The sequence below is a fragment of the Pusillimonas sp. SM2304 genome (assembly GCF_031628915.1).
Classification (GTDB): domain Bacteria; phylum Pseudomonadota; class Gammaproteobacteria; order Burkholderiales; family Burkholderiaceae_B; genus Pusillimonas_C.
On record NZ_JAVLUJ010000001.1, the window covers coordinates 1,076,886 to 1,095,811 of the forward strand.

The window sequence follows — 18,926 nt, forward strand, 5'->3', positions numbered from 1 at the left end:
GGCTGTCCCGGCAACGAACAGAGACAATTCAGATCATGACAACAATAAGCAGGCCGACAACAGCCAGTCTGGGCAGCCTGATAGATCGAGCATCAACCGCCGCCGGCTCCTTTGCGGGTTGGATCATGGTGGCGGTTTCGGTCTTTATAGGCTATGAAATCCTTTCCCGCGCCTTGTTCTCCCAACCGTCGGTATGGGTATATGACATATCCACGTACTCGCTGGTGTGGTTCAGCTTTATTGCAGCGGGATTCGTCCTGAAGGAAAAAAAGCATTTGGCGGTGGACCTGATGATCGCCTTGGCCGCGCCGCGGGTGAAGGCCGCGTCCGAGCTGCTTTCCTTGCTGTTGATGCTGGGCTTCATCGGGTTCATGCTGGTGTATTCCTACCAGGACATGGCGCATACCTTTGCTACCGGGGAGCTTGAGCCGACGATCATCCGGACGCCGGCCTATATGGTGCTGGCGGGCATGGTGCTGGGGCTGTTCATTTTCATCCTGCAAATCATCCGGGAACTGTGCCGGACGGTGGCGGAATGGCCGTCGCTGCCGGGACCCGAGCGCAAAACGGGTCTTTTCCTGCGCAGCCCGGCCGCCTTTCTTGCGCTGGTGCTGGCTGGGGCTGGCGCGGGTATCTATCTGTTGGCCAATGACTGGCCGGGCCTGGGCCTTTTCCTGTTCCTGATCAGCCTGCTGGTGGCGGGGGTGCCGGTTTTCACCTGCCTGGGCGTGGCGGGAACCATCGGTATTTTCTATGTGTTCGGCGCCGACGGCTATCCGCAGCTCGCGCAGATTGGCTATAAGGCAACGCACAGCAATACCTTGCTTGCGGTGCCCCTGTATGTGCTTGCGGGGCAGATCCTGCTCGCCGGGCGCATCGGCCCCGAACTGTTCAACTTCGCCGCGGCCTGGATAGGCCACATCCGGGGCGGATTCGGCGTGGCCACGGTATTGGCTTGCGGGGTATTCGCAGCAATATCCGGGTCCAGTATCGCGACCGCGGCGGCGATAGGCATACTTGCCATCCCTGAAATGCTCAAGCGGGGCTACAAGCCGCACTTTGCCTATGGCATTGTGGCCGCCGGCGGCACGCTGGGCATCCTGATACCACCCAGCACCCCTTTGATTCTATACAGCGGCATGACGGACGAATCGACGGGCGCGCTGTTCATGGCGGGTGTGGTGCCCGGTGTCCTGCTGCTGACCTTGTTCGCGGTGTATGTGGTGCTTGCGAGCGAGAAAAGCACAACCCCCGCAGCCAGCATGACGGAGCGCGTTGCCGCGACCAAGGAAGCCATCTGGGGTGTGCTGGCTCCGGTGATCATCCTGGTGGGCATCTACACCGGCATCTTCACGCCCACGGAAGCCGCGGCGGTGGCGGTGCTGTATGGGCTGGTCGTGGGCCTGCTGCGCAAAACGATACGCCTGCGCGACCTGCAGGCCGTCATGGCCGAGGGCATCCTCAGCAGCGGCATGATCATGATGATCATCGTCGGGGCGATCCTGCTTGGCATGATTACAACCGTACTGCAGCTGCCGCAGAATCTGCTCGATTTTGTCCAGGAAATGGAAATCTCGCGCTGGACGGTGATGGCGGTGCTGGTGGTGATCTACCTGATACTGGGCATGTTCCTTGAAGTCGTGTCCATCCTTCTGATCACTTTGCCGATTGTGTATCCCCTGGTCACCACGCTGGGCTTTGATGGTGTGTGGTTCGCTATCTTGCTGGTGATCCTGATGGAAGTGTCGTTGATCACCCCGCCTGTCGGCATGAACCTGTTTGTGGTGCAGGGCATTACCAAAGCGCGGCTGGGGGTGGTCATACGGGGCGTCTGGCCGTTCATTGCCTTGATGATGCTGGCATTGGCGCTGGTCATGGCCTGGCCCGACCTGGCACTGTGGTTCCCCAGCACGATGGGTTTCAACCGGTAGGCGCATATGGACGACCAATCAAACCCCCAAATACGCCTGGAACAGGACGGGCCGGTTGCCTGCCTGTATATCGATCATGCGCGCAAGCACAATGCCTTGACATTCGATATGTGGGAAAGCATTCCGGGCTTGCTCCAGCGCCTTGATCAGGATCCAGGCTGCCGGTTAGCCGTGATCAGGGGCGCAGGACGGGACGCTTTTGCCGCGGGTTCGGATATCTCGCAATTCGGCGCGCTGCGCAGTACGCCGGAAGGCGTCGCGCGCTATAACGCGACGGTCTCGGGCGCCATCGACAGCCTGCGGGCGTTTCGCAAGCCGCTGGTGGCCCGGATCCACGGCTACTGCATAGGCGCCGGTTTGGCACTGGCCATCCACTGCGACCTGCGCTATGCGACCGAGGATGCATTCTTTGCCATCCCTGCCGGCAAGCTTGGCCTTGCCTACCAGCACCTGTGGCTGCAGCGCCTGGCCAGTCTGGTGGGGCCGGCGCACGCCAAGGAAATCATGCTGACCGCCGACCGCTACAGTGCGCGCCAAGCGGTGGACATGGGACTGATCAATCGTGTTTGCAACGATGATGCGTTCACGGAAATAGCCGCGTCGATTTGCGCCATGGCGCCATTGACGCAGCAAGCCAGCAAAATTGCGATTGATCAATCGGCAAGCCCCGGGCCCTATGACTACGAAGCCTGCGAAGCCGCGTTGAAGCGGTGCTTTGCAAGCCGCGATTATGTTGAAGGCCAGGCGGCCTTCCGCGAAAAGCGCAAGCCCGAATTCACGGGTTGTTGACTATGCGCGCCAAACCAAAGAAACAGGAGATACCGTGTCGGAATTAGAGATAAAACGCCTTGCCTTGGTCGAAGGCATTGGCGGTTTCTGGGTGAACGATCAGCCCGCGATTCAGTTGGGCGCGCCGGCCGATGGTTTTTTCTTCAAGGGGCCGGCGCGCTCGCCCGGGTTCAATGCCATCCGCGAGCCCAGCGTGGCCTATTGCATCATGCTGGAGCTGGCGGACGGCCAGTACGCGTACGGGGATTGCGTGACGGTCCTGAATCTGGGCTATGGCGGCAGGCCCGCCCCTGTGCTTGCGCAAGATTTGGGGAAGACGCAAGAGGTCCTGCGCGCCTTGTTCGAGGGGCGCCGCTTCGAGGGCTTCAGGGCTGCGGCCGCACTGCTTGATAGCGAACCGCATCAAGACATACTTTTGCGGCCGATCGCTTTCGGCATGTCTCAAGCCTTGTTGTCGGCGGCGGCTTTGTCGGCGCGCACGACGATGGCCCGCGTGCTCATGCGGGAGTACGGTGTCCAGCATTATTCCTTGCCAGGCCTGGCGGGATCTTGCGGCGGCAACTGGAAAGACAATGTGGACAAGGCCATTGCGCGGCAGATATCCATGTTCCCGCAATATGCCATCCAGACGCGGGAGCAATGCGAGCGCCTGCCCGAGTATGTATCGTGGATCAATGCGCGCATCGATGAAATCGGCGGGCAGGGGTATACGCCCGATTTGCATTTCGACTTTCACTCGTCGCTTGGCCGGATGCTGGACAACAATGTGGACGCAATCTGCAATTATCTGTCCGACGTGGTGTCGCGAGCCGCAGGCCGGCAGGTCTATTTCGAAGATCCGCTCTATGCCGACACCGCGCCTGAAGCGATGGAGCGCATGGCGCAGCTCTATGAGGAGCTTGAGCGGCGAGGGATGAGCTGCCGGCTGGTCGCTGACGAATGGGTCAACGCGCCGGGCGAAGCCAAGCGCTTCGCCCAGGCGCGCGCCGCCCATGTGTTCCAGATCAAGACGCCCGACAATGGTTCTTTGACCAACACCATCGATTCGATACGCATTTGCCATGAGCACGGCGTACTGCCGTATCTGGGCGGCAGCTGCAACGAAACCGATATCTCTGTGCGAGCGTCGGTGCATGTCGGCATGGCCATGAATGTCTGGCGCATGTTCACACGTCCAGGCCTGGGCTTTGACGAAGGGCTGATGGTGACCACCAATGAAATGCGCAGGACAGCGGCGCGGCTGGAGCACGAAGATGCCCAATCGTGAAGCGGTGACCATGGCGCTGAGCCGGCGCGCGCTGTCGTACCGGACGGATACGCTGCCGGCCGATGTGCGCACGCTGGCCAGGCAGTGCATACTGGATTGGTTCAGTGTGACTCTTGCTGCGTTGGACGACCCCGTACATAGCGCATTGGCCAACGATACCGATGTGCCGTCAGGCGGAAACGCGCGCATTGTAGGGCATGCGAGCAGGTATCCCGCTGCCCACGCCGCGCTGGTGAACGGCATGACGGCTCACGCGCTGGATTTCGACGACGTCAACCTGGCGATCTCGGGCCACCCGACGGCGGTGATTTTTCCCGCTGTGCTGGCATTGGCCGAACAAAAAGGCAGCGCCGGCGCCGATGTGGTCGCGGCGTTTGTTGCCGGATATGAGACCGCTTGCCGCATCGGCAAGCTGGTATGCCCGGATCATCTGGAGCGCGGCTTTCATGCCACCGGAACGGTTTCTGGATTGGGCGCCGCAGCGGCCTGCGCCCATTTGCTCAAGTTCGATGCGGCACAAACGGCCGCGGCCCTGGGTATTGCAGGAACGCAGGCAGCCGGCTTGAAAGCCATGTTCGGCACCATGGTCAAGCCGCTGCATGCCGGCCTGGCGGCGCGGCGCGGCGTGGAAGCGGCCTTATGGGTGGCCAGGGGGGTGGACAGCCGCCCGGACATCCTGGAATGCGCCATGGGCTTTGCGTCGACGCACAGCGCTGATTTCAATGTTGATCAGGCGCTGGAGCACGAGCCTGACTACTTCCATATCCGGAACACGCTGTTCAAGTATGACGCCTCGTGCTATGGCACCCATGCGGCCATTGAATGCGTGCGGCAGATCAAGGCCCGGCATGGCTTAGGGGCCGAAGACGTCGAGGCGGTATGGGTCCGCGCGGATCGGTCTTCCGACTCGATATGCAATATCCAGAGCCCATCGACCGGGATGCAGGGAAAGTTCAGCTTGCGCCTGAACGTGGCATTTGCCCTGCTGGGCGTCGATACAGGAAAAATCGAATCCTATACGGACGAAGCCGTCAACGCGGACGATGCGGTCGCCTTGCGCGACAAGGTGGTGGTCGAGCTGGTCGATGGCTGGCCGTCCATGCAGGCCGAAGTGCATGTCCAGACCAAACGGGCAGAGCGCTATTCCTGCGTTCATGACGCAGGCGTGGCCAGTAGCGACCTGGCCGGCCAGGAGCACCGCCTGACCGCCAAGTTTCAGCGCCTGGCCGAGCCGGTATTGGGCGCATCCCGCTGCGCGGCGCTGTTGGCCCAGATACAGCAGGTGGAACATTTACCCAACGTGCATGGCCTGCTGGACCACTGTGTGGCGTAGCCCCGGCAATTTATACGGATTAATCAGGAGCATGAATAAATGAAAGACCTTGTATTGGATGCGGCGACATCGGGCGCCGGCTTTGCCGCCGATGCGTTGCCGTTTGAGGACCTGAAAGAGGGTGCGGAACCGCCATTCGTGGTACGCGACGGCGCTGTGCTGCTGCGCGGCAGCCGCAGCCGCTCATCGGGCAGCATGGCTTTTCCGGTGCGCGAAGTGTGCCTGGAAACCGGCGCGCGGGACATGGAGCCATTTCTGTTCGGCCCCGACGGAATCCTGTATTCCTACAGCGCCATACATGTTTCCGCTACCCGTGCCGTGCCGTACACGCTGGGTTACGTGGATTTTCCCAACGGGGTGCGCGTCCTGGCGCACGTGAAAGCGCCCGATGGCGTGCCGCTGGCCTGCGATCAGCCGGTTCAAGTGCGCGCCGAGGGCGATGATTGGTTTGTGGTGCCCGTTGGAAAACAGACTGGAGTATGAAATGAGTCAAGCATATATTGTGGGTGCGGCGATGATACCCATGGGCAAGCATCGCGACAGCAGTTATTCCGGCCTGGCGGTGCCCGCCGTCCTGAATGCGCTCAAGTCCGCGGGTGTGGCGCCCGGGCAGGTGGATGCCGCGGTATGCGGCCATGCCTTCGGCGGCATGCTGACAGGCCAGCGCATTGTCAAAGAGCTGGGCATCGGGTCTATTCCCGTGACCAATGTGGACAATGCTTGTTCGGGCGGTGCAACCGCTTTGCATCTGGCCTGGAAGGACATTGCCGCGGGCAGGCACGATATTGTCCTGGTGATCGGCGTGGACAAGCTGACCCAGTTTGGCGGGGGAACGCTGCCCTTGGTCGTCGAAGACCCCGAGGTCAGGCAAGGCATCGTCATGCCCGCGGTGTATGCGATGCGTGCAAGACGCTACCTGCACGAGCGGGACGCCACGGTGGAAGACCTGGCGCAAGTCAGCGTCAAGGCGCGCCGGCATGGTGTGCGGAACCCTTATGCGCAGTTCCGCAGCGAGGTGACCGTTGAGCAAGTACTGCAGTCGCGGCCCATCTCCGACCCCCTGACCTTGATGCAATGCTGCCCCACGGGCGATGGCGCGGCCTGCGTCATTCTGGTTTCCGAAGCGGGCCGGCGCAAGCTGGGCAAGCCCGCCGTGCGCATTGCTGCGTCTGTTCTGCATTCCGGCCAGGTCACGGCGGGCTTTCGCGACATGCTGCGTCCCGAGATCAGCTATGACTCGGCATCGGACGCCTATGAAGCCGCCGGCTTTGGCCCAAAAGACCTGGACGTCATCGAGCTGCATGATGCGTTCTCCATTGCCGAGCTGGTGTACTACGAGGCGCTGGGCCTGTGTCCGCCCGGAGAGTCGGCCAACTATTTGCGGCAGGGGAAAACCACCTATGGCGGGGACGTCGTGGTCAATCCCAGCGGCGGCCTGTTATCGAAAGGCCACCCGGTCGGAGCCAGCGGTGTGGCACAGGCGGTGGAGATCTATTGGCAACTGACGGGCCAGGCGGGCCAACGCCAGGTAGATGGCGCGAAGCGCGGTCTGAGCCACGTTACCGGCGGCGGCATTGCCGGCCTGGATCATGGCGCCTGCACCATTCATCTTTACGAGACTGCGTAGGGGTCGCAACAAAATGACGGTTGTAAGCAGCAAGCCCCTGAAGGGGTATCGCATTCTTGACTTGACGACGTTTCTTTCGGGGCCGTTCTGCACGCAGATACTGGCCGACCTGGGGGCTGAAGTCGTCAAGCTCGAGGCGCCCGGGGGTGATTCAAGCCGGCATATCCCCCCTTATTTTGTCGAAGGCGAAAGCGCTTATTTCCTGGGCATCAACCGGGACAAGAAAAGTATCGCCATCAATATGAAATCGCCCGAGGGCCTGGCCTTGGCCAAAGACTTGATCGGCAAGTCGGATGTGGTGGTCGAGAACTATCGCCCCGGCGTCGCGGCGCGCATCGGTCTGGACGTCGAGGCGCTTCGGGCGGCGTCGCCGGGCTTGATCTGGGCGTCGATAAGCGGGTTCGGCCAGGATGGCCCGCTGAGCGACAGGCCGGCCTATGACATGATCGTGCAAGCCTTGGCGGGGGTCATGAGCCTGACGGGCGAGCCGGGGCGCCCGGCAGTCAGGCTGGGCATTCCCGCCGGAGACATGGTGGCGGGCATGTATGCCGCCATTGCCATCAATGCCGCATTGGCGGCGCGCGGACGTGGCGAGCCAGGATGCCATATTGATGTTTCCATGCTGGATTGCCAGTTGGCGATGCTCTCGTATCAAAGTACCTATGCCTTGATTGCCGGGATCACCCCGCAGCGGCAGGCGGCCCGGCATGACTCCATTCCCACCTATCGTTCCTTTGTGGGGGGCGACGGGCGTGAACTGGTCATTACCGCCAATACAGAGCGCATGTGGCATGGTTTGTGCGATACCCTGGGCTTGGGCGAGTTGAAAGATGACCCAAGGTTCGCCAGCGGCGATAAGCGGCTGGAAAACCGCGAGGCCCTGTGGGCGTTGCTGGAGGCCGCCTTCCTGGCGCGGCCGGCTGCGCAGTGGGTGGAGCCGCTGGCGGAAAATGGCGTGCCGGTGGCCTTGATCAAAACAGTGCCCGAGGCGCTGGACGATGCCCGGCACAGCGGGCGCGGCATGATCATGCCGTTGAGCAAGCACAATGGCACGACAATCGATGTGGTGGGCAACCCCATCAAGTTCATCGATGCGCCTGAATTGCCTGGACGCTACCCGCCCGCGCTGGGCGCGGATGCGCGGGGCGTGCTGGGCGCCTGGCTGGATATGGATGGCGACCGTATTGCGCGCCTCGTCGACAGCAAGACCGTCGTGTTCAGCAACGCGCCGGAGCGGGGTTAAGCGGACACGCGGCCTGGAACACGGCCTCCCTTTGACTGGGGAGGCCTCAAGCCGGGCGGCCGACGATGACGTCGGGCGCCGTTTCGTAATGCTGAATGAGCGTGGTGAAATCACGCTCTGGATCACCCGCCGCTTCGGCGTTCTTCCAGATGTCGGCCAGGCGGCTGGTGCCCGAGACGTCCATGCCCAGGGCCTGGGCCTCTTGCACGAACAGCGCCAGGTCCTTGGCGGCGGTGCGCACAGACGCGCCGTAGTCAAAATGGCGATTCAATATTGAGGCGGGAAATTTGTCCTGGGTCGCGGCGCTGCGGCCCGAGCTGGCATTGATGACCTCGATCATCGTGTGGGCGTCCAGGCCGGCGGCAACACCGAACACGGCGGTTTCGCAAGCAAGCGCCAGCGTCGAGAGCGACAGGGCATTGTTGACCAGCTTGCAGGCCTGGGCAAGGCCGGGCTCTTTGCCTACTAAAAAGGTCTTGCCGCTATAGGCATTGATGACGGGACTGGCCTGGTCCCATGCGGCTGCCGGGGCTGCAACCATAGAGGTGAGCTTGCCCTGGGCTGCCGCCCGCGGGCCGCCGCTGACGGGGGCGTCGATCATCTGGATCTGGTACTGGGCGAGCCCTGCGGCGATGTTCTTGCAGGCCATCACGCCGATCGTAGAGGTTTCTATATAAAATTTGACTTTCCGGCCATGGCATATGCCCTGCTCGCCGAGCGCAACGGCATGGCTGGCAGCGGGAGAGGGCAGGCAGGCAACGATGATGTCAACGCTGTCGGCCAGTTGGCGCGCCGACCCTGCGGCTTGTGCGCCCTGTGCTGCCAATTTGGCCATGAGCTTTTCAGACAAGTCGAAAACAACCGTCTTGTGGCCGGCTTTCAAGTATTGTTCGGCAATGGCGCCCCCCATATGCCCCAAACCGATAAAACCAACCGTGCTATCCATGTTGCTCCTTTATTTACCCGGGCCAGTATCGTTTTCCGGGCGCCGTGCCGGAGTATGCGATGATGACTAGGCGATAGTATTTCCGTTTAGTGGTAATTGATTCTGCTCAATGGTATGATTTTAACCTTTATCTGGATGTTTATCAGTCTATGAATCAAGAGAAGACGGCGGAATCTCTGGGCACCGTGGCGCGGGTCATTGCGCTCCTGCGCTTGATGGCGGAAAGCCACAACGACCTGACGCTGACCGTGCTGTCGGAAAAGCTGGGGTTGGCGCCGTCCACCATCCACCGGCTGCTTGCGCTGCTTATCAAAGAAGGGCTGGTGGGACGCAATCCGGTCACCAAGACCTATTTCTGTGCCGCCGAATTTGTCCGTATTTCATCTTTGGTGGTGAGCTCATCGCAACTGGTGGACCTGGCTGTGCCCGTGTTGCAGTCACTGGTCGATCAATTCAATGAAACCAGCCTTCTGTGCCTGTATCTTGAGCAACAGCAGCGCTACACCATTTCAAAGGTCATCCACGGGACGCACTTGCTGCGTTACGACATCCGTGAAAACACACCTCTGCCATTGGCGTGGGGGGCGTCGGCCCGCAGCATCCTGGCCTTCTTGCCGCAGGCCGAGATCGACGACATTTTGGCAAGCTCGGGGCCTTCTCAAGTCAGCGGGGACCCGATAGACGAACGCACGCATGCTGATTTGGCGCTGACCAGAAAACGCGGCTACGCCTATACCCCTGGACAGCGGGTAGCGGGGTCGGTCGGCTTGGGCGCCCCCGTTTTCGGCGCCAATCGCAAGGTCGTTGGTTCGGTGTGCATAACCGTTCCGCAAACCCGTTTTGATCCCAAGCAGGAAAAGACACTGGGGGCTGCGCTGATAGAGCATGCGGCCCGCCTAAGCCGCAGCCTGGGCTATGTGATGCCTGAATAGATCGCGCCTCAGGGCTGCCCCGTTGCGCAGTCCGGCAACGAGCTGGCCGAGCAAGACCCAGGCCCCCCGGCTATGGCTATAAGCCGCAAGGACTACGCCGGCCGCCCGCACAAAAAATAGCTTGCATTTAAATAGTGCTCTATTTAATAATACACATATGAAATCAAAGAAAGCATTGGCACAACCCATCGGCCATCCCGGTTTGTTGCTGGACGACCAGCTCTGCTTCGCCCTGTATTCCACCAGCCTGGCCATGAACAAGGTGTATCGTGGACTGCTGCGCGAATTGGGGCTGACCTACCCTCAGTACCTGGTCATGATGGTGCTTTGGGAGCGTGACGAGTTGACGGTGTCCGAGATCGGCGAGCGGCTGTTTCTGGACTCGGCCACGCTGACGCCTTTGCTCAAGCGGCTTGAAACCGCCGGCCTGTTGCAGCGCAAGCGCGCGGTGTCGGACGAACGCCAGGTGATTGTGTCCTTGACCACCGAAGGCCGGCATGTACGGGCCCGGGCCGAGTCCGTTCCGGAAGGGGTGGTTTGTGCGGTGCAGTGCTCGCCGGACGAGTTGGCCTCTACCAAGAAAGCCCTGGAAAAGTTGCGCAAACGCCTGCTTAAGCATGGATAAGTAACCCTGGCCGGGATAGGGGTATGAAAGGTTTTATAAAATAAATAGCGTACTATTTAATCGCGTATATTAATTGCCGGCGCCAGCGGGCCGGCTGAAGCAGCGCCGCTGATTCCGTTTGATGTCTGTTTTTTTTATTTATCAGGAGATTGACCATGTCTATAGAAAAAGTGCTTTACCGTGCCCAGGCAACGGCAAATGGCGGCCGTGACGGCCGTGCGGTGTCGTCCGACGGGGCGCTGGATGTCAAGCTGGCGACCCCGGCCGAACTCGGCGGCGCTGGGGGGCAGGGGACCAACCCCGAGCAGCTGTTTGCCGCAGGCTATTCGGCGTGCTTTCTGGGTGCGCTGAAGCTGGTGGCTTCGCGTGAAAAGGTCGCTCTGCCCGCCGAAACGAATATCCAGGGCAATGTGGGCATCGGGCCCATTCCCAGCGGTTTCGGGATTGAAGTAGAGCTGAAGATCGCGGTGCCCGGCCTGCCGCGCGACCAGGTGCAGGCGCTGGTGGACAAGGCGCACGTGGTTTGCCCTTATTCGAACGCCACGCGCGGCAATATTGATGTGACGCTGACCTTGGTGTAAGCCGCGGGGATTGCGGTTTTACCGCGTCCTCCAAGGCAGTGCCGGCCACGCGGCGCCTCGTTCCAGGGGCGCCGCGTGGCTTATTTATTGCCGCTGGGCCGCGCCAGCGCCGCGTGCCGATGGCAATCGGTCGTGTGATCCATCAGGCAGCCGATGGCCTGCAGGTAGGACTGGCAGATGGTGGGCCCGACGAAATTGAAGCCGGCTTTCTTCAGCGTGCGGCTCATGGTCTGGGCCTCGGGTGTGATCGTGGGGACGTCCTGCATACGCGCGTAATGGTTGATCTTGGGTTGGCCGTCCACAAAGGACCAGATCAGGGCCACCGGGTCGCTTTGCCTGAGCCAGGCCTGGGCGTTCTGGCGCGCGGCGTTCAGCTTCAGGCGGTTGCGGATGATGCCGGGGTCTTGCATCAGTTCCTGGATGTAGCCGTCGCTCATGCCGGCGAGCCGTTCCGGGTCGAAGCCGAACATGACCTGGCGGTAGCGCGGGCGCTTCTTGAGCACGGTGATCCACGACAGCCCGGCCTGAAAGCCTTCCAGCAGCAGCATTTCGAACAGATGGCGCGGGTCGTGCGACGGTACGCCCCACTCAGTGTCGTGATAGGCCATGTAGACGGGGTCGCTGGAACACCAGGCGCAGCGGGTCAATCGGTTGTCTGGCGTCATGTCGGGGGCTCGATGGATGGGTGCAAATTTTAGTGATTGAAAAAAAAGTTTTTTGGTTTACTGCGCGGCGAACTTTGGGATGATGCGGATGCAGCGACGAACCAATATAGATAATTCATATTAAAAGGGACAAGCATGTTAAGTAAACTGATTCAACTGACCCCCGGGCGGCTGGCGAGCAGCCTTTCGATCTGTGCGCTGGTCGCGGCCGCGCCGCTGGCAGGGATGGCCCATGCCGCGGAATCCTATCCCGACAAGCCCATACGCCTGATCATTCCTTACCCGCCCGGCGGCGCAACCGATGTCATCGGCCGCATCGTCGGCAAGAACCTGAGCGATGAGATCGGCCAGCAAGTGGTGATTGAAAACCGCGGCGGCGCCGGCGGCAATATCGGCGCGGGCGAAGTGGCGCGCGCCAAGCCCGATGGCTATACCTTGCTGATGGGCGCTTTGACGTCGCACTCGGTGATGGCAACGCTGGAAAAGGGCAAGCTGCAGTACGATCTGGAAAAAGACCTGACGCCCGTCGGCATTGCCGGTTCGGTGCCCCTGGTCGCGGTGGTCAATCCCAAGCTGCCCATCAACTCCTTGAACGAGCTGGTGTCTTACGCCAAGGAAAATCCCGGCAAGCTGAATTTCGCATCGTCCGGCGCGGGCGCGCCCCAGCGCATGGCCATGGAGCTGTTCAAGCAAATCGCCGGTGTCAATATCGTGCATGTGGCCTATCGCGGCAGCGGCCCAGCCATGACGGATCTGGTGGGTGGCCAGGTCGAGACCATGACGGAAACCGTACCGGCGGCGATTGCCTTTATCAAAAGCGGTCAGTTGCGTCCCCTGGCCGTGCTGACGCCGGAGCGCATCTCGATGCTGCCCGACGTGCCCACCGCCCAGGAGCAAGGCTTGACCGGATTCAACGTCAGCTCGCTGTTCGGCGTCATGGCGCCCACCGGCACAGCGCCCGAAATTGTCGATAAACTGAATGCCGCGCTGGTCAAAGCCCTGAGCAAGGACGAGGTCAGGTCCCAATTGCTGGAGCAAGGCGTCTACGCCAGCCCGATGTCGGTGCCCGAGTCGCAAAAACGGCTGAAATCCGAAATCGACCAGTGGGCCAAAGTGATTCACGACGGCAAGATCACCGTCAATTAACCCTGAAGAGAACTGCAGCATATGTCCAAAAGCAATCCCCAAGTGCCTGACGAAAACGCCTCCGGGCTGCGTAAAGGTTTGACCAGCTACGGCGATAATGGTTTTTCCCTGTTCTTGCGCAAGGCCTTCATCAAAGGCGCCGGCTACACCGATTCGGCGCTGGACCGGCCCGTCATCGGCATTGCCAACACAGGAAGCGCTTATAACCCTTGCCATGGCAACGCGCCGCAACTGATCGAGGCGGTCAAGCGGGGGATTATGCTGGCGGGCGGCTTGCCCATGGACTTTCCCACTATTTCCATCCACGAAAGCTTTTCGTTTCCGACCAGCATGTACCTGCGCAACCTCATGTCCATGGACACCGAGGAAATGATCCGGGCGGCGCCCATGGATGCGGTGGTGCTGATCGGCGGCTGCGACAAGACCGTGCCGGCGCAACTGATGGGGGCGGCCTCGGCCGGCATTCCGGCCATCCAGTTGATCACCGGCTCCATGCTGACCGGTTCGCATCGCTCGGTGCGGGTGGGCGCCTGTACCGACTGCCGCCGGTATTGGGGCAAGTATCGGGCGGAAGAAATCGCCGACGAGGAAATCGCCGACGTCAATAATCAGTTGGTGGCCAGCGTGGGCACCTGTTCGGTCATGGGCACGGCCAGCACCATGGCGTGTATTGCGGAAGCCCTGGGCATGACGGTGCCGGGCGGCGCGACGCCGCCGGCCGTCACCGCCGATCGCATGCGCATCGCGGAGCTGACGGGCGCGCAGGCCGTCAAGATGGCGCAGACCGGCCTGACCATCGACAAGGTGCTGACGGCCGACGCGATTGAAAACGCCATGCGGGTGTTGCTGGCCATCGGCGGTTCGACCAATGGCATTGTCCACCTGACGGCGATTGCCGGGCGGCTGGGCATCGACATCGACCTGAAGGCGCTGGATCGCATGGGCAAGGAAACGCCGGTGCTGCTGGATCTGAAGCCATCAGGCCAGCACTATATGGAAGACTTCCACAAGGCAGGCGGCATGGCCACGTTGCTGCGCGAGCTCAAGCCCCTGCTGAATCTAAATGCGCTGACCGTGACCGGCCGCACGCTGGGCGAAGAGATCGAGGCCGCGGGGCCGGGGTTTGCGCAGGATGTGGTCAAGACGGCTGCCGACCCCATTTATCCGCAAGGCGGCATCGCCGTGCTGGAAGGCAACCTGGCTCCGGGCGGGGCGATTATCAAGCAGTCCTCGGCCGACCCCGTCTTGATGGAGCACGAGGGCCGTGCCGTGGTCTTCGAAAATGCGGCCGACATGGCCGACCGGATCGACGGCGACGATCTGGATGTACAGGCCGACGATATCCTGGTGCTGAAGAATATCGGCCCCAAAGGCGCGCCCGGCATGCCCGAGGCGGGTTACATCCCCATTCCCCGCAAGCTGGCGGTCAAGGGGGTCAAGGACATCGTCCGGATTTCCGATGGCCGCATGAGCGGCACCGCTTTCGGCACGATCGTGCTGCACGTGACGCCCGAATCGGCCATCGGCGGCCCCCTGGCGTATGTGCAGAATGGCGATCGCATCCGCCTGAGCGTCAAGCGCCGCGAAATTGCCCTGCTGGTTTCCGACGAGGAGCTGGCCAGGCGCAAGGCGGCCGCGCCAGTGGTGCCGCCCACCGCGGAGCGGGGCTACAAGAAGCTGTTTCTGGATACCGTGACCCAGGCCGACAAGGGGGTGGACTTCGACTTCCTGCGCGCGCCTAGTGTGAACGGCAGGGCGCCCAAATAAACACCATGCGGGGCGGCGCGGTGCGCGGCCGCCCGCGCTTGACGGCTTATTCCGCAGGCGCCACAAAGATATCCTTGGCCTCGTGGTGGATCAGCGAGGCCATTTTTGCGTGATGGCCCTGCCTGTTCCAGATCAGGCCGTTGCGCCGCACCGGCGCCCGGCCAGGCAGGGGAATGCGCGCAATGGACAGCGATTGCCACATGGCCGACCAGTCGGGGATCAGCGACACCCCCAGGCCTTCGTGGACCAGGGCGGCAATGGGCTGTATGCCGTTGATTTCCAGCCTTTGCTTTGGATGCAGTTGATGATCCCGCAGATAGCGTTCGGCCAACTGGCCGCCATGGATGTTGCGGTCGTACCGAATGAAGGGCTGCGTTTCCAGCAAGTGGTGGGCGGACTGATCCTTCAGGCTGCTGTGCGCAATGACCACCAGTGGCTCTTCCATCAGGGGCTGCCAGTCACAGTTCTTGGGCACGGCGAACTGGGGCTCGACGACGATGGCGGCATCCAGCTCGCCGCTGGCGACCTTGCTGCAAAGATCCACCGATGCGCCCGGCGTCACAAAAATGGACGTGCCCGGATACAGCGCGTAGACCCGCTTGAGCAAGGGCGGCAGCACACTGGTCAGGGCCGAGATGAAACAGCCTATTCTGAACTCGCCCAACTGGTCGCCCCCCGTGGCCATGGCCCGCAGATCGCGGATATCGCGCATGACCGCCTTGGCCCCCTCAAGGATGCGGATGCCGCTTTCGGTGGGCTTGACGGAGCGGCCCGAACGCTGGACCAGGGTGACGCCCAGGTCGTTCTCGAGCGCCTTGATGCGTGCCGCGATGGCGGCCGAGGTCAGATCGAGCCGCCGCGCCGCTTCGGCAAATGAACCGGCTTCGACAACGGCAACGAAGCTTTGCATGTATTTCGTATCCATGGGCTTGGGCGGGTTCGGTTAACGTAAAAAATTCTTTGCTGTGAATCAAGGGTGAACTACTTTAACGTAAAAGCCGCCGGTGCAATACTATGCGCACGCTGCTGCGGTTTCACTTTTTTCGACCTTATTGATTGCTGACCTGCCCACACGCCATGACGATGCCCCTGCCGTTCCCGCCGATACTGAAAGTGGGTGTTTTTCCAGAACGCATAGACCAGAAACTGCACCAGACCTTTCAACTGTTCGAGCCCGGCGACCTGGACGGCGATCCGGCCTTGTGCGAACGGATAGAAGGTATCGTGACCCGCTCGAACTACCGCATCGCCGAAGCGCTGATAGACCGTTTGCCCAGGCTGCGCATTATCGCGACCAATGGCGTCGGCTACGACGGCATTCCGGTCGAGTATGCGCAAAAGAAGGGGGTCGTGGTGACCAACACCCCCGATGTGCTGAATGAAGCCGTGGCCGAGCTGGCGCTTGGCCTGCTGCTGTCGCTATTGCGGCATATTCCCGCTGCGGATGCCTTCGTCAAGAGCGGCGCATGGCAGACGGCGCCATTCCCGTTGACGACGACGCTGGCCGGCAAAAGAGTCGGCATTGTGGGCCTGGGCCGGATAGGCCGGGAAATTGCCCAGCGGCTGCTGCCGTTCCGGGTTGAGATTGCCTATTTCGGCCGGACGCGGCAGGACCTTACATGGGATTTTTACGATGACGTCGAAAAGCTGGCCGCCGACACCGATATCTTGATCGTGTGCTGTCCGGGCGGGCCCGCGACCCATCATCTGATCAATGCCGCGGTGTTGCGCGCGTTGGGGCCGTCGGGTGTGCTGGTCAATGTCGCCCGGGGCAGCGTGGTGGACGAGGCGCAGCTGTGCGCGGCGTTGGCCGGCCAGGTAATTGCCGGCGCCGCGCTGGATGTGTTCAATGAGGAACCGCTGGGCGACAGCCCTTTGCGCGGTTTCTCCAATGTGGTGCTGGCGCCGCATATGGGCAGCGCCACGAATGAAACCCGGCTGCGGATGGCCGACCTGGCCATCGATAACCTGAGCGGTTTCTTCAAGACGGGCCAGGCCCTGACGCCGGTCGGCTGACGCCTGATCAGCCGCCGCAGCCGCCGCAACACGCGCCGTCTTCCCCATGCACGGGTTTTGCAATGTGGTAGCCCGCATCTTCCACCGCGACGTGCAGGCGCTGGGTGGAAACCAGGTCTTCATCGAACGAGACGGTGGCCTTGCTGTGGCTGAATGACACGTCGACGGCGTTGACGCCGTTCACGGCCTTGAGCGCCCCGGCCAGCGTGGCGGCGCATTGTTCGGTTTCCAGGCCGGCGAGTTTGAGTACTCCGATTTGCATGAGTTTCCTTCAGAAGGAGCGAACCCGGGGTTCGTTGTGAATGGACAGGCGGTTTGCAGGCCGCCTTCTTGAAGGTTCATATTGTAGGTATCTTAATCGGCGAACCCGCGCTTATCCCTATTGCGCTTGCGGTCTAATCGATCACGACCCACTCGGCGGACAGGCGATTGTCGGCGCGATGGACGACATGGACATGCTTCTGCATGGCCCACGGAATGATTTGATTATGCAGGGGGATGTGGCCGAAGTCGTTGGCATGCAGCGTCAGCGCCTTGTGGATGGCCTCGTCGCGCACGGCCGGATCGAGCTCGGTTTTGATCTGATCGATCAGCGCGTCGACGTCCGGATTGGCGTAGCCGCTCAGGTTGAAGGCGCCGTCGGCGCCTTCGCCTGGACTGTGGATCAGGCTTTGCAGCGTATACAGGGCATCGAAAGTCGGCACCCCCCAGCCGAGCAGATAGGCGCTGGTGTCGTAGGCCTGGAGCTTGGGAAAGTAGGCGCTGCTGGGCAAGGCGTTGAGCGTTGCCTTGACGCCGACCTTGGACCACATATTGATGATGGCCTGGCAAATGGCTTCGTCGTTCATATAGCGGTTGTTGGGGCAGTCCAGTGTGAACTCGAGCGTGTTCGGGTAGCCCGCTTCTTTCAGCAGGGCCCGGGCCTTATCGGGGTCGTGGGGCACGCGCCGGTTCAGGCTTTCGGTCCAGCCATGGACTTGCGGTGCGATCATGGTGCCGGTGGGCGATGCCGCGCCGCGCATGACGGACTTCTTGATGGAGTTGGTGTCGATGGCGCGATAGAGCGCTTCGCGCACGCGCGGGTCGGCAAACGGATTCTTGCCTTTGACGTTGGCGTACTTCAGTTCAGGGCTTTTCTGGTCGAAGCCCAGGAACAGGGTGCGGTACTCGTTGCTTTCGACCACTTTGGCCTGTTGCCGCAGCCGGCCCAGGTACTGGGCGGCGGGGTCCAGCACGAAGTCGATGGCGCCGGACAGCAGCGCCATGGTGCGCGCGGTATCTTGCTTGATGGGCGTGTAGACGACCTTGCTGACATTGCCGATTTTCTGGCGTTTGTTCCACCAGTTGGCATGCTCCGTGAAAATCGTGCTCCCTTCCGCTTCGTGCGATTCCAGCTTGTAGGGCCCTGTGCCGTTGGCACGGTGCGCGGCAAGGGCGGTCCCCGTCGTGGAGGCCTCGTGCGGCGCGACCGCATCGTGCTGTTCGGCCCAGGCACGGCTCATGATGAACACATTGGTCAACTGCCGCAGCAGGATGGGGTTGGGGCTGCTGGTGACGAGCTCGACCGTCAGGTCGTCGACGCGCCTGGCTTCGACGATGCTGTTGACGTAGACCTTGAACCGGGATGCGGGGCTGCGGGCCCGCTGGATCGAGAACACGACATCGTTGGCGGTGAAGGGCGTGCCGTCGTGGAACTTGACGCCTTCGCGCAGGGCGAAGCGCCAGATGGTCGGCGCGGGCTGTTCCCAACTGACGGCCAGGGCGGGCACGATCTTGAAGTGCTGGTCGTAGGCCACCAGCGGTTCATAGACATAGCTGGAAATGGTGTTGGTCAGCCCTTCATTCTGCGCATGCGGGTCCATGGTCAGGATGTCGCCGCGGCTGGCCCAACGCAGCGTTTTGGCCTGGCTTGCGGTCGGCAGAACGATGGCGGCGGCAAGGACGACGGCCATAAGTGAACGATGCAAGAGAGCCTCCTTGCCAAGATTTGAAACAAAGACCGCGATTCGAGGCGATAATGCACGAGCCCGCCAGCCTGGTCAATCTGATATTTGTGGC

18 protein-coding genes are annotated in these 18,926 nt (G+C 61.6%); 13 read left to right on the forward strand and 5 right to left on the reverse strand.

What is annotated here, in order from left to right; all coding sequences use genetic code 11:
- The first annotated feature begins 35 nt into the window (after positions 1 to 35).
- The 7 genes from RE432_RS04935 to RE432_RS04965 are packed head-to-tail and all read left to right on the forward strand — an operon-like array spanning position 36 to position 8,190.
- The gene (locus RE432_RS04935) at positions 36 to 1,931 is read left to right on the forward strand and encodes a TRAP transporter large permease subunit (RefSeq protein ID WP_310932108.1); all 1,896 of its coding nucleotides are present in this window, start codon (positions 36 to 38) and stop codon (positions 1,929 to 1,931) included.
- A 6-nt stretch (positions 1,932 to 1,937) separates the two neighbouring features.
- Positions 1,938 to 2,720, forward strand: coding sequence for an enoyl-CoA hydratase-related protein (locus tag RE432_RS04940; RefSeq protein WP_310932109.1), 783 nt, complete (start codon positions 1,938 to 1,940; stop codon positions 2,718 to 2,720).
- A gap of 34 nt (positions 2,721 to 2,754) precedes the next feature.
- Positions 2,755 to 3,987, forward strand: a complete 1,233-nt coding sequence (locus tag RE432_RS04945; protein WP_310932110.1) for a methylaspartate ammonia-lyase — start codon at positions 2,755 to 2,757, stop codon at positions 3,985 to 3,987.
- Positions 3,974 to 5,320: an MmgE/PrpD family protein gene (locus tag RE432_RS04950; RefSeq protein ID WP_310932111.1), complete on the forward strand. Its 1,347-nt coding sequence runs from the start codon at positions 3,974 to 3,976 to the stop codon at positions 5,318 to 5,320. Before RE432_RS04945 ends, RE432_RS04950 begins: the two co-directional genes overlap by 14 nt.
- Before the next feature lie 39 nt (positions 5,321 to 5,359).
- The gene (locus RE432_RS04955) at positions 5,360 to 5,803 is read left to right on the forward strand and encodes an OB-fold domain-containing protein (RefSeq protein WP_310932112.1); all 444 of its coding nucleotides are present in this window, start codon (positions 5,360 to 5,362) and stop codon (positions 5,801 to 5,803) included.
- A gap of 1 nt (position 5,804) precedes the next feature.
- Positions 5,805 to 6,947 carry a thiolase family protein gene (locus RE432_RS04960; protein ID WP_310932113.1) on the forward strand — a complete coding sequence of 381 codons (1,143 nt, stop codon included), beginning with the start codon at positions 5,805 to 5,807 and terminating at the stop codon, positions 6,945 to 6,947.
- A gap of 13 nt (positions 6,948 to 6,960) precedes the next feature.
- Positions 6,961 to 8,190, forward strand: a complete 1,230-nt coding sequence (locus tag RE432_RS04965; protein ID WP_310932114.1) for a CoA transferase — start codon at positions 6,961 to 6,963, stop codon at positions 8,188 to 8,190.
- A gap of 46 nt (positions 8,191 to 8,236) precedes the next feature.
- On the opposite strand, the gene RE432_RS04970 is transcribed toward RE432_RS04965, so the two are convergent.
- Positions 8,237 to 9,136: an NAD(P)-dependent oxidoreductase gene (locus RE432_RS04970; RefSeq protein ID WP_310932115.1), complete on the reverse strand. Its 900-nt coding sequence runs from the start codon at positions 9,134 to 9,136 to the stop codon at positions 8,237 to 8,239.
- 149 nt (positions 9,137 to 9,285) lie between these two features.
- On the opposite strand from RE432_RS04970, the gene RE432_RS04975 reads away from it, so the two are divergent.
- The 3 genes from RE432_RS04975 to RE432_RS04985 all read left to right on the forward strand — a co-directional run bounded on the left by RE432_RS04975 (position 9,286) and on the right by RE432_RS04985 (position 11,274).
- A complete protein-coding gene (locus RE432_RS04975) occupies positions 9,286 to 10,068 on the forward strand; it encodes an IclR family transcriptional regulator (protein ID WP_310932116.1) in 783 nt (260 codons plus the stop codon).
- A 157-nt stretch (positions 10,069 to 10,225) separates the two neighbouring features.
- Complete coding sequence (locus RE432_RS04980) at positions 10,226 to 10,693, forward strand: MarR family transcriptional regulator (RefSeq protein WP_310932117.1); 468 nt, start codon at positions 10,226 to 10,228, stop codon at positions 10,691 to 10,693.
- Positions 10,694 to 10,848: 155 nt separating this feature from the next.
- Entirely contained in the window at positions 10,849 to 11,274 is a 426-nt protein-coding gene (locus RE432_RS04985; protein WP_310932118.1) for an organic hydroperoxide resistance protein, read from the forward strand.
- A gap of 80 nt (positions 11,275 to 11,354) precedes the next feature.
- Here the strand turns inward: RE432_RS04985 and RE432_RS04990 are convergent, their stop codons facing one another.
- Positions 11,355 to 11,939 (reverse strand): DNA-3-methyladenine glycosylase I, encoded by a 585-nt coding sequence (locus RE432_RS04990; protein ID WP_310932119.1) that lies wholly within the window; start codon positions 11,937 to 11,939, stop codon positions 11,355 to 11,357.
- Positions 11,940 to 12,074: 135 nt separating this feature from the next.
- Here RE432_RS04990 and RE432_RS04995 point away from each other — a divergent pair, with 135 nt between their 5' ends.
- The gene (locus tag RE432_RS04995) at positions 12,075 to 13,085 is read left to right on the forward strand and encodes a tripartite tricarboxylate transporter substrate binding protein (RefSeq protein WP_310932120.1); all 1,011 of its coding nucleotides are present in this window, start codon (positions 12,075 to 12,077) and stop codon (positions 13,083 to 13,085) included.
- 21 nt (positions 13,086 to 13,106) lie between these two features.
- Positions 13,107 to 14,852 carry an IlvD/Edd family dehydratase gene (locus RE432_RS05000; protein ID WP_310932121.1) on the forward strand — a complete coding sequence of 582 codons (1,746 nt, stop codon included), beginning with the start codon at positions 13,107 to 13,109 and terminating at the stop codon, positions 14,850 to 14,852.
- A 46-nt stretch (positions 14,853 to 14,898) separates the two neighbouring features.
- Here the strand turns inward: RE432_RS05000 and RE432_RS05005 are convergent, their stop codons facing one another.
- Positions 14,899 to 15,777 carry a LysR family transcriptional regulator gene (locus tag RE432_RS05005; protein ID WP_310932122.1) on the reverse strand — a complete coding sequence of 293 codons (879 nt, stop codon included), beginning with the start codon at positions 15,775 to 15,777 and terminating at the stop codon, positions 14,899 to 14,901.
- Positions 15,778 to 15,929: 152 nt separating this feature from the next.
- Here RE432_RS05005 and RE432_RS05010 point away from each other — a divergent pair, with 152 nt between their 5' ends.
- The gene (locus RE432_RS05010) at positions 15,930 to 16,868 is read left to right on the forward strand and encodes a 2-hydroxyacid dehydrogenase (RefSeq protein ID WP_310932123.1); all 939 of its coding nucleotides are present in this window, start codon (positions 15,930 to 15,932) and stop codon (positions 16,866 to 16,868) included.
- Between the two features lie 7 nt (positions 16,869 to 16,875).
- On the opposite strand, the gene RE432_RS05015 is transcribed toward RE432_RS05010, so the two are convergent.
- Both RE432_RS05015 and RE432_RS05020 read right to left on the reverse strand, forming a co-directional pair.
- Positions 16,876 to 17,130: a heavy-metal-associated domain-containing protein gene (locus RE432_RS05015; protein ID WP_310932124.1), complete on the reverse strand. Its 255-nt coding sequence runs from the start codon at positions 17,128 to 17,130 to the stop codon at positions 16,876 to 16,878.
- Positions 17,131 to 17,263: 133 nt separating this feature from the next.
- Complete coding sequence (locus RE432_RS05020) at positions 17,264 to 18,835, reverse strand: ABC transporter substrate-binding protein (protein ID WP_310932125.1); 1,572 nt, start codon at positions 18,833 to 18,835, stop codon at positions 17,264 to 17,266.
- Between the last annotated feature and the right edge of the window lie 91 nt (positions 18,836 to 18,926).